Here is a 12008-nt window from a genome sequence, read left to right as displayed (position 1 = left end):
ATAGGAGTTAATACAATGCAATTTTCTAAATTTCTTAAAGTAGCTGCGGTTGCTTTGCCATTAATCGCTGTAACTGCTTGTTCATCTAATAGCAGCCGCAACGCAGGCGGTAATTTAAATGGTACTTTATCAAAAGAAGCTTTAGAACAACTTCAAAAATTACAACAAATCAATACAGTTTATTTTGATTTTGATAAATACAATGTTAAATCTGAATATGCAACATTATTAAATGCACACGCAGCATTTATTCGTACTACTAATGTAAAAGTTGTTATTGAAGGTCATGCTGATGAACGCGGTACACCAGAATACAACATCGCATTAGGTGAACGTCGTGCATCTGCAGTTAAATCATACTTACAAGGTAATGGTGCTTCTGCAAGCCAAATGGAAATCGTTTCTTATGGTAAAGAAAAACCAGCTGTATTAGGTCATGATGAAGCAGCGTATGCTAAAAATCGTCGTGCTGTAGTAACTTATGTTGGATACTAATAGCACTTTATAACGGCTGATTATTCAGCCGTTCTTATTTTCTAAGTTCACGCCGAGTCTAATAATATGCATAAAAAAATACTCACATTGTTCTTATTTCTTTTATTTACTGGTTATGGTTGTGCAGCAGGCAGTTCCGATATTGATCGCACAGTGCAAGCTCAAGGGCAGTTATTGATTGAAAACCAACAAAAAATTAGCGATTTACAAGCAGATGTAGATACTCTTCGCGGTCAGTTAGAAGAAACAAAATATCAACTGAATCAAACAATTGAACGCCAAAAAATGATTCTTCAGCAAATGGTTAATGGTTCAGGAGTTTCGCCAAATACCAATTCTGATTCACAAGAAGCTAGTTCGGAACCAACTTCAGACTCTACTTCGTCAAAATCTTCATCAGATTTATCCGGATGGAAAACTACAGGTGATGATAAAGCTGACTATAATTTTATAATGCAATTTGTTAACGATGGTAAGCAAAATAACGAAGCTATTGATGCATTCCAAAAATATCTAAAAGCTTATCCAAAGTCGAGTTATCGAGCTAATGTTAACTATTGGCTTGGTCAACTTTTATATAAACAAAGCAAAAAAGACGAAGCTTCATTTTATTATGCAAGTGTGGTAAAAGATTTTCCATCTTCACCTAAAGCTGCTGATAGCCTTTATAAAGTAGGATTAATTTTACTTGATAAAGGAGATACTAAAAATGCTAAAGCTGTTTTTCAACAAGTAGTTAATAAATATCCAAAAGATAAAAATGCAGTAGCGCTTGCTAATAAAAAATTAGCATCACTTAAGTAAAATGTATAAATAAGCATCGATTAAATAAAAGCGGCAATAAAAGGGTTGCGTAGCAGTATAATTATAAGTATTATAGCAACCCGAAATCGCTTGTCGTTTTAGATATTAAGAGCATAGCGGTTCTTGTCAAATGGGTCGTTAGCTCAGTCGGTAGAGCAGCGGACTTTTAATCCGTTGGTCGAGCGTTCGAATCGCTCACGACCCACCATTCTTGATTTTAAAAAACCAACCAATTAATTAATCAAATTTGTCTTAAGTGCGCAAACAGTACGAAGTATTGAGACCAAAAGTTAAACCACACAATGTACTAATAGTCAAAATATTACCTACAATTCATTATTTACAACCTATTCATTTTTATTTATAACATCAAATCAATTATAAATCATACAAATTATCAATAAGATATAAAATAGTATTAAACTAGAGTGGTTAAAAAATATAAAATAAGTTTATAATGAAAATAATAATCATTATCATGTAGTGACTGCGATATAAGGTTATAAAACAAAAAAAAACAACAGATGATAGGATAAACAATGAAATTAGCTAATCAATTAACCATACTAGGCTTATTGGGAGCAGTATCTTTTATTACAATAGCGCAAGAAAAAAAGATGATGACACTAATATCGAAACGATGAAGGTTATTTCGGTAATTAAGGACAATAATAATCAAAGAATAAAAAAATCATCAACAGCTACTAAAATGTCTTTTGATATCAAAGATATTCCACAAACAATTAATTCCGTTAATCTTGAACAAGAGAAAATGTATGGACAAAATGATCTCAATGTAATAGTTAACAAAATACCAGGAGTTGATGCCACTTATGATATGCGTGATGAAGGTATAAAAATTCGCGGTTTTTCTGCTAGTTCTGGAGATATTTATCGTGATGGCGTACGTGCAAGTGGCCAAGTTAGGCAAAGTACAGCAAATATCGAACGTATTGAAATATTAAAAGGCCCTGCATCTGTACTTTATGGTCGTGGTTTAGGTGGAGGAATCATTAATATGATCAGCAAACAGGCTAACTTTGATTCTCCAACAACCATAAATTTACGTGGTGGCTCTTGGGATAAATATGGCGGTATGCTTGATATCAATCAGGTTTTATACGATAAACTTGCATTGCGAATGACCATTGATCATCAATCAGATAGAAGCTTTCGCAAAGGTATAAAACAAAGAGATACAATGGTTTCTCCAAGTATACTTTATGATAATTTGGAGGGATTTAATTGGTTAGTACAATATACTCATGATAATTTATGGCGCAGGCCAGACAGAGCGCCAGCTTATTATGATCTACCTAAAGGCGTATCATTGAAAACTGCATATGCTCATCCAGATGATTATGTAAAAGACAATTTTAAATCATTACGTTCGGTCATGGGATTTGAAATTAATTATGACTGGTCAATTAAATTAACCAATTTATATCGTAAGGCTGCTCAAAACTTTGATCATATTTATGGGGGTAATTATTGTGATTTAAAGGGTAAACTTAGTAATGGCAAAACATGCAATTATCAAGGTAAATTGCAATTTCGCCGTGCTTGGCAAGAAACTGCCAATATAACTTATAGTAATACAATCGATTTAATGGGTAAATTTAATACAGGAAGTATTGCTCATGATATGTTAGTCGGCATTGAATATAACATAGAAAAGCGCCAACCAAGATTAGCTTTGACTAGTGCCTATCCAGAATTGGTTGATCCATTTCATCCCCATTGGAATACTAAAAAGCCACATTATAATAAATTAAATACCAAAACTAACCATAAAGCGATATCTCAAGGGTTATATTGGCAAGACTTAATCAGTTTTACAAAACAATGGAAAATGTTAACTGGATTACGTTACGATAATTATGAATTTGAATCAAATGATCAAATAAAGCATCAACACCGATCTTACGATGGACACTCATTAAGTCCTAGAATTGGTTTAATTTGGCAACCTATAGAGTCACAAAGTTTTTATACTTCTTACAGTAAAAATTTTTCTCCTTATGGAGACAGAGGTCTTATCACTCTTTCTACAGATTCAAAAACAGTCTATGACAATAAACCCCAATATTCGCGACAATATGAAGTTGGTATCAAAAGTGATTGGTTAAATGATAAGTTTTCTTCCCAAATTGCTCTTTATAATCTTGAATTATATAATATTCGCTACCAACCAGACTCAGTTAACGATCCTTATACAGAGGTAGTGATCTCAGTCAAGGCATTGAATTAAGTGTTATTGGTGAATTGATACCAAAATGGTATATCAATAGTGGCATAGGCTATCAACAAGCTAAAATTCATAGAGATAAAAAAATACCTGCTAATAAAGGAAAATATTTATCTAATACAGCAAAAAATAGTGGGTATTTAAGTATTCGACACTTACCTTATGAAAATTGGTTTACAGAGCTAGAAATTAATTATAAAGGATCAATGTATAGTGATGATAAAAACCAACATAAACGTTCAGGATATGCTATTTGGAATGGAGCAGTTGGTTATCAAACAAAATCTTATGATATAACGCTAGCAATAACTAACTTATTCGGTAAAGAGTATTGGCGCTCAAATAGTATGCCAGGTATGCCAAGAGCCTTTTTGTTGACTGCTAGCTATAAATTATAGAGAAAAATAAAAAGAGGGGGAAACGCCCCCTTAAAGTTTAGAAAACAGTATAGCAATGCTCTAACGTACAGATAAACATAGCTTTTAACTGTTTTTATATTCAACACCTTCCTAACTTAAAACCTCTATATATTATTTTTATTTATATAATCGAACAAATTTGAATTTTCTTTGATGAGCATAATGTCTAATATTTCGTTAGTATAGAAACTATATTAGCGATCATACTTGCTCTATATGATTTCAACTAATATCAAAAAATTATTGGTTAATAAAAGATCTTAATACAAGATTGCATAAAGGAATTATTAGTATATTGTGTGAATATTTAATCATAAAAAAGAATAAATATTCAATTTAATTTTAAGTAAAGCTTAAACCGATAATATAAGCAATAGGAGCTTAACTATGGTTTTTGATATTGATTTAATTAAACATATTTACCAAAATTATCCACAAAAGATTAATCAGGTGCGCCAAAAAATTGGGAAACCATTAACTTTGACAGAAAAAATTCTTTATGCACACATAGCAGAAGGCGAACAACTTAAGAATTATAAACGGGGCGAAGACTATGTTAATTTTTCCCCCGATCGAGTTGCTATGCAAGATGCAACAGCACAGATGGCTCTTTTACAGCTAATGAATTCAGGTCGTAACAGAGTTGCTGTGCCATCGACAGTACATTGTGATCACCTTATTCAGGCCTATAAAAATGCTCATGATGATTTAATTATTGCTGAAAATAATAACCAAGAAGTCTATCAATTTTTACGTGATGTATCGAATAAATATGGTATTGGATTTTGGAAGCCTGATGCAGGTATCATTCATCAAGTTGTGCTTGAAAATTATGCCTTTCCTGGCGGTATGATGATCGGTACTGATTCACACACCCCAAATGCAGGAGGACTTTCAATGCTCGCAATTGGTGTGGGTGGTGCCGATGCAGTTGATGTTATGGCCGGCATGCCTTGGGAACTAAAAATGCCAAAAATTATTGGTGTAAAATTAATTGGTAAACTATCAGGTTGGGTATCACCAAAAGATGTTATTTTAAAACTGGCAGGTATTTTAACGGTTAAAGGTGGCACTAATTCAGTAATTGAATATTTTGGAGAAGGCACTTCAACTTTATCAGCAACAGGGAAAGCAACGATCTGTAATATGGGAGCAGAAGTTGGGGCAACAACATCAATCTTTCCTTATAGTAAAAAGTCCGCTGATTATTTAGCAATGACAGGGCGTCAAGAGGTCGTTGATTTAGCTAATCTTTTAACAGACTGTTTCAATCCTGATGAAGCGGTTTTAGCACAGCCAGAAAAATACTATGATCAAGTAATAGAAATTAACCTATCTGAATTAGAACCTTATGTTAATGGTCCATTTACTCCTGATTTAGCTTATCCTATTTCACAACTAGCTGCTGCTGTAAAAGCACATAATTATCCTGATAATATGGAAGTTGGGTTGATTGGTTCATGTACTAACTCTTCTTATGAAGATATGATGCGTGCAGCATCTGTAATTGATAATGCAAATCAATTAGGCTTGAAAATAAAAGCAAAATTAATTATAAACCCAGGATCAAAACAAGTGAAATACACCTCAAAACGAGATGGTATTTTAAGTCACTTTGAGCAGGCGGGAGCGGCTATTATGGCAAATGCCTGCGGTCCTTGTATTGGTCAATGGCGCCGTGACGATGTTGCTGATGAACACAAAAATTCTATTGTGACATCTTTTAATCGTAACTTTGCTAAACGCAATGATGGCAGTCCAAATACTTATGCATTTGTATGTTCACCTGAAATTGTAACGGCATTATCAATTGCAGGTAAACTAAGCTTTAATCCGCTCACTGATACTTTGATTAATGATAAAGGACAAAAAGTAAAATTATCTGAACCAATAGGCGATGAGTTACCTAAACAAGGATTTGCTGTGGATGATGCTGGTTATATTGCACCAATTGCCGATGGTCGTTCGGTCAACGTTCATATTTCAGAACACTCTGAACGACTTCAACAGCTTTCTCCTTTTTCACCTTGGGATGGAAAAGATATTATTGCTCATCCCCTACTTATAAAGGTAACTGGTAAATGCACAACCGATCATATTTCTATGGCGGGAAAATGGTTAAAGTTTCGAGGGCATCTAGATAATATTTCTAATAATATGTTGATTGGTGCTGTTAACTCCTTTAATCAAAAAAATAATTCTGTCTTAGATGCTCAAACGAGCAATTATGTTGAAGTGCCTGTGTTAGCTCGTCAACTAAAATCACAAGGCTTGGGATCGATAGTTGTAGCTGAAGAAAATTATGGAGAAGGCTCATCACGAGAACATGCCGCAATGGAACCTCGGTTTTTAAATGTTAAAGCCATAGTAGTTAAATCATTTGCCCGAATTCATGAAACAAATCTTAAAAAACAAGGAATGTTAGCTTTAACATTTGTTAATAAAGACGATTATGACAAAATTCGCGAAGATGACAAAATTAGCATTCTCGGGTTAACAGATTTTGCACCAGACAAAGATCTAACACTAGTACTTCACCATCGTGACGGAAGTACAGACTCTTTTGCTGTTGCACACACCTATAATCAATCTCAAATTGAATGGTTTAAAGCGGGCAGCGCTTTAAATAAATTGAAAGAAGGATTTAAATAACTAAAAATAAGGGGAAGGCACAAATGAATCAGCAGGTTTCAATTGAAAATGGGCAATTAGTTGTCCCGAATCGACCAATTATTCCTTTTATTGAAGGGGATGGTGTAGGTAAAGAGATTTGGAATGCTGCCAGAGCGATTTTTGATAATGCGATTGAAAAAGCTTATCAAGGTCAACGTAGCATTGAATGGCGAGAAGTTCTTGCTGGTGAAAAGTCATACAAATTAAACGGTTCATGGTTACCAGAAGAAACTATGAATGCATTTAAACAATATCTTGTCGGTATCAAAGGCCCCCTAACAACGGCCGTTGGAGGAGGATTGCGTTCACTCAATGTTGCTCTTCGCCAAGAATTAGATCTTTATGTTTGCCTTCGTCCTGTTCGTTGGTTCAAAGGCGTTGAATCACCGATAAAACATCCCGAAAAAGTCAGCATAACTATTTTTAGAGAAAATACTGAAGACATTTATGCAGGCATTGAATGGTTACAAGGTACGCCGGAGGCTGAAAAATTTTATCAATTTTTATCACAACAAATGGGTGTTAATAAAGTTCGTTTTCCCAAAACATCCTCATATGGTGTCAAACCTGTTTCCATTGAAGGATCAGAACGTTTAATTAGAGCTGCAATTAAATATGCACTTCATCATAAACTACCATCTGTTACCTTAGTGCATAAAGGTAATATTATGAAGTTTACCGAAGGGGGATTTAAACTGTGGGGCTATGCACTAGCTGAGAAAGAATTTGGTGATGCTGTTTTCACCATGAATCAATATATGGAAATCCAAAAAAATGAAGGAAAAGCTGCTGCTCAGCAGGCATTACAGAATGCTAAATCTGCTTCAAAATTAATTATTAACGATGTGATTTGTGATGCTTTTTTACAAAACACATTATTAAAGCCAGAAGATTATTCTGTTGTAGCAACGCTAAACCTTAATGGTGATTATGTTTCAGATCAACTTGCAGCAATGGTTGGGGGAATTGGTATAGCACCAGGTGCGAATATCAACTATATAACAGGGCATGCTATTTTTGAAGCAACACATGGCACAGCACCTGATATTGCAGGGCAAAACCAAGCAAATCCATCATCATTATTACTATCTGGTGTGATGATGTTTGACTATCTCGGTTGGTATGAAGTTGGAGAATTAATTACCCAAGCAATGCAAAAGCTATTCCAAGAAGGCAAAGCGACTACCGATTTAGCTAGGTTTATGCAAAATGGAACACCGCTATCAACTACTGAATTTACTCAAGCAGTAATCGATAATTTATAACACAAGAGGTAATGATAAATGAAAGAAAAATTTTTAGTTTATAAATTATCAGAAACAATTAAAAACACGAGCAAAATTGAAACAAAACTATTTGAAACCTTCAATGTAAAACGTGGATTGCGCAATGCAGATCACACAGGCGTATTAGTTGGATTAACTAAAATTGGGGATGTATTAGGTTATGAATATTTAGATGGCGGTACGTTAAAACCGATCCATGGTAAATTGTTATATCGAGGCATCGATATTAAAGATCTTGTGCATAATGCACAAAAAGAGCGACGTACAGGATTTGAAGAAACAATCTATCTACTGTTATCTGGTTACTTACCAGATGCCGAAGAATTATACGACTTTTCAAGATTACTTGGTGAATCAATGGCGCTAGAAAAGCAAACTAAAATTGCTATCATGGAACTTGAAGGCCATGATGTGATGAATATCTTAGCCAGAACAGTCCTTGAAATGTACACTTATGATTCTAAAGCAGATGATACATCTCGCGATAATTTAATGCGTCAATCAATAGACCTCATTGCAAAATTTCCTGCCATTATTGCCTATGCTTATAATATGTTAAGTCACAGCGCTAAAGGCAAATCATTACATATCCGCCACCCACATGAGGATTTTTCCATTGCCGAAAACTTCTTATACATGATGAAAGGATCGGGGGGGTATACTGATCTTGATGTACGAGTGCTCGATTTAGCTATGATCATCCATGCAGAACATGGAGGTGGAAATAACTCAACATTTACAGTGCGAGTAACTAGTTCTACCGGTACTGATACTTACTCATCCATTGCAGCAGGTATTGGATCGCTAAAAGGACCATTGCATGGTGGCGCTAATTTACAAGTAGGTAAAATGCTTAAACACTTAGCCAAAGAAATTAAAAATTGGACCGATGTAAATGAAATTGATGCCTATTTGCAACGTATTTTAAATAAAGATGCATTTGACAAAAAAGGTCTAATCTATGGTATTGGGCATGCGGTATACACGGTATCTGATCCAAGAGCTGTATTACTAAAAGAAATGGCGCATGAACTAGCTAAAGAAAAAGGCCGAGAAGACGAGTATAATTTCTTAAACTTGCTTGAAGAACGGGCTATTAACGCCATTTTAAATCGAAAAAATGCCAAAACAAAAAAACAAGTTTGCGCCAACGTCGATTTTTATTCAGGCTTTGTTTATGACATGATTGGCTTACCAAAAGAAGTTTATACGCCATTATTTGCCATGTCTCGTATTGTTGGGTGGTGTGCTCATCGAATTGAAGAACTCAATTTTGATGATCGCCGAATTATTCGCCCTGCTTATAAAAATATTGGTGAAATTATGTCGTTTATCCCCTTAAAAGATCGTTAAACCAAACATCCGCCAGTATTATGCTGGCGGTATCAACAAAATTAAGTTTATTAAAAAAGCATGGTTATTTAAAGTAATAGTTTGTAGACTATGCTTCATTATCAGTTTTAGGCTGTATACTTTGTATATAATTTGAATATGAATCTTTTAAAATCTTTAGCTACTGTCAGCTCAATGACGATGGTGTCTCGTGTATTAGGTTTTGTGCGTGATGCCATTATTGCACGTTCTTTCGGTGCAGGTATGGCCACCGATGCATTTTTTGTTGCATTTAAACTTCCTAATTTACTCCGACGTATTTTTGCAGAAGGGGCCTTTTCACAAGCGTTTGTACCAATTTTAGCTGAATATAAAAATCAACAAGGGACAGAGGCAACTCGCACATTTATTGCTTATATTGCAGGATTATTAACTTTGGTCTTGGCGTTGGTCACGCTAATTGGAGTTATCACAGCGCCTTTTATCATTATGCTAACTGCGCCTGGATTTATGCAAGAATCAACTGAAAAATTTGAACTTGCAACTACCATGCTACGCATAACCTTTCCTTATATCTTTTTTATATCGTTGGCATCACTTGTTGGAGCCATCCTTAATACATGGAATCGGTTTTCTGTCCCAGCTTTTGTTCCAACACTACTCAATGTGAGTATGATTGTATTTACCCTATTTTTAACACCTTACTTTAATCCACCAGTATTGGCACTTGCTGTATCTGTTGGTGTTGGTGGGATTTTACAATTGCTTTACCAACTACCTTATTTAAAGAAAATTGGCATGCTAGTATTACCGCGTATTAGCTTAAAAGATAGCGGTGTTTGGCGGGTTTTAAAACAAATGGGGCCAGCAATTTTAGGCGTATCTGTAGGACAAATATCTTTAATTATTAACACTATTTTTGCTTCATTTCTAGTTTCAGGCTCGGTTTCGTGGATGTATTATGCTGATCGCTTAATGGAGTTTCCTGCTGGGGTGCTTGGTGTAGCGTTAGGCACCATTTTATTGCCATCATTAGCAAAAAGCTTTACAAAAGGTGATCATAAACAATATTGTGAATTATTAGATTGGGGATTACGCCTTTGTTTTTTATTGGCTCTACCGAGTACGGTTGCATTAGGGGTTATTTCTCGCCCACTTATATCAACGCTATTTGAATATGGACAATTTACCTTAAATGATACCTTAATGACACAGCGAGCCTTAGTTGCTTATTCTATAGGTCTACTTGGATTGATCTTGATTAAAGTGCTAGCTCCAGCCTTTTATTCTCGTCAGGATATTAAAACACCGGTTAAAATTGCGATTATTACATTAATTTTAACACAGCTAATGAATCTTGCTTTTATTAGTCCATTACAACATGCTGGTCTTTCATTATCAATTGGCTTAGCTGCATGCTTTAATGCTGGATTATTATATTGGCAGTTGCGTAAAAAACAGCTTTATCAACCTCAATCTGGTTGGCGTTACTTTTTGAGTAAAATCGTCATTGCGGTAATTTTAATGTCTGCAGCATTGTGGTTTGGTTCTCAGTTATTACCTGACTGGTCAACTGGTTCAATGTTGGTTCGTATCGGGCGATTATTTTTATTGGTTATAGTGGGTATTTTAGTCTATTTTGTTTCACTTATAGCCATGGGATTTAAGATAAAACACTTTATTAAACGAATTGATTAACAATAGTTTTACAAATTTAATTATTTTAAAAAAAATTAATGTGATATGAATTTTTGATTATGAAATTGACAAGGATATTATATGAATAAAGTCTCTTTTTTTACTCTACCTTTTATAGGTAGTCTAACTTATTTTTTTTGAGTTGCTTTCTTTGGTTGGTTTTCTTCTTTGTGCAATACAATTACGAATTTTCTTATTATATTCTTATTTATTTCTTTCGAAATAACCTTATTGATACATTATGGTTTATTATGATAACGATCTTTTCAATTGTTACTGCAATTATTGAACAAAAAATATTTTTTCATACCTATGAGTTACATCCCTATTTAAACATATTAATCAATATCTCATCTACTATTTTTATTTTTTACTATTTAGTTTATTGATTTATTATTTAACTAATTTTTTGGGAAAATACTTTATAAAAAATAAGCAACCCTTTGCATTTACAGTAACTAATAGCTCAAATATCCACTTTATTTTATTTTCTACCATTGCTGGCTTTATTTTGCTTGAAGGCTATAAGTTAATCATTACAGCTTTTGAATTGTTGGGTATTTATGCATCTAGCACATTTTTAATGCTAGTTTATAGTGCAGCGGTATTGCTGGGGCTTGGGTTATCTAGAAGAAATTTCCGAAAAACTTTTGATAAAATTCAATCAGAAAAATTTATCAAAAGCATATTTGTATCTAGCATGTTAATTTTTATAACTGTCATTATTGATTTTAATTTCATATTTAATATACCAATAAAATATTACATAAATGCAAATACATTTCTTATTTTAGGTCGTTCAATAATTCTTATATTATTAGGGGCTGTTGATCTTTGCTGTACATAAATTACTCAACAATACATTGGTAGCCACATTAACATAAATGCCAGTGATACCATACTGGCATAATTCCTTTCTAACTTATCGTATCTAGTTGATATTGAACGATATTGCTTGATTCTAGCAAAGGCATTCTCGACTAAATGACGATAGCGATAAAGGCAGCTATCCATACTGCTTTTATCTATATCCTTACCATAATTACGTTTAGC

At 34.0% G+C, this 12008-nt stretch carries 10 protein-coding genes and 1 tRNA gene; 10 read left to right on the top strand and 1 reads right to left on the bottom strand.

Features of this window, described 5'->3' with window-relative positions:
• The first annotated feature begins 15 nt into the window (after window positions 1-15).
• The 10 genes from pal (at window position 16) to A9G31_RS10525 (ending at window position 11802) form a co-directional block, all read left to right on the top strand.
• Entirely contained in the window at window positions 16-495 is a 480-nt protein-coding gene (gene pal / locus A9G31_RS10570) for a peptidoglycan-associated lipoprotein Pal (RefSeq protein ID WP_065561614.1), read from the top strand.
• A 66-nt stretch (window positions 496-561) separates the two neighbouring features.
• Window positions 562-1299, top strand: coding sequence for a tol-pal system protein YbgF (gene ybgF / locus A9G31_RS10565; RefSeq protein WP_065561613.1), 738 nt, complete (start codon window positions 562-564; stop codon window positions 1297-1299).
• 132 nt (window positions 1300-1431) lie between these two features.
• Window positions 1432-1507, top strand: a tRNA-Lys gene (locus A9G31_RS10560).
• A gap of 501 nt (window positions 1508-2008) precedes the next feature.
• Entirely contained in the window at window positions 2009-3550 is a 1542-nt protein-coding gene (locus A9G31_RS10555) for a TonB-dependent receptor (RefSeq protein ID WP_176700397.1), read from the top strand.
• Between the two features lie 14 nt (window positions 3551-3564).
• Window positions 3565-3945, top strand: a complete 381-nt coding sequence (locus tag A9G31_RS10550; protein WP_065561611.1) for a TonB-dependent receptor domain-containing protein — start codon at window positions 3565-3567, stop codon at window positions 3943-3945.
• A 408-nt stretch (window positions 3946-4353) separates the two neighbouring features.
• Window positions 4354-6618: an aconitate hydratase gene (locus A9G31_RS10545; RefSeq protein ID WP_065561610.1), complete on the top strand. Its 2265-nt coding sequence runs from the start codon at window positions 4354-4356 to the stop codon at window positions 6616-6618.
• Window positions 6619-6641: 23 nt separating this feature from the next.
• Window positions 6642-7904, top strand: a complete 1263-nt coding sequence (icd, locus tag A9G31_RS10540; RefSeq protein WP_065561609.1) for an NADP-dependent isocitrate dehydrogenase — start codon at window positions 6642-6644, stop codon at window positions 7902-7904.
• 18 nt (window positions 7905-7922) lie between these two features.
• Window positions 7923-9278 carry a citrate/2-methylcitrate synthase gene (locus A9G31_RS10535; RefSeq protein WP_065561608.1) on the top strand — a complete coding sequence of 452 codons (1356 nt, stop codon included), beginning with the start codon at window positions 7923-7925 and terminating at the stop codon, window positions 9276-9278.
• A gap of 138 nt (window positions 9279-9416) precedes the next feature.
• Complete coding sequence (gene murJ / locus A9G31_RS10530; RefSeq protein WP_065561607.1) at window positions 9417-10955, top strand: murein biosynthesis integral membrane protein MurJ; 1539 nt, start codon at window positions 9417-9419, stop codon at window positions 10953-10955.
• 409 nt (window positions 10956-11364) lie between these two features.
• Window positions 11365-11802: a hypothetical protein gene (locus tag A9G31_RS10525; RefSeq protein ID WP_065561606.1), complete on the top strand. Its 438-nt coding sequence runs from the start codon at window positions 11365-11367 to the stop codon at window positions 11800-11802.
• 5 nt (window positions 11803-11807) lie between these two features.
• Here A9G31_RS10525 and A9G31_RS10520 read toward each other — a convergent pair.
• On the bottom strand, window positions 11808-12008 hold a 201-nt coding region (locus tag A9G31_RS10520; RefSeq protein ID WP_141671450.1), incomplete at its 5' end, for a transposase.

This window comes from Gilliamella sp. Gris1-4 (assembly GCF_001690335.1).
GTDB lineage: Bacteria > Pseudomonadota > Gammaproteobacteria > Enterobacterales > Orbaceae > Gilliamella > Gilliamella apicola_P.
The sequence above is the reverse complement of the archived record's forward strand: the minus strand, read 5'-3'. Positions and strand labels throughout refer to the sequence as shown.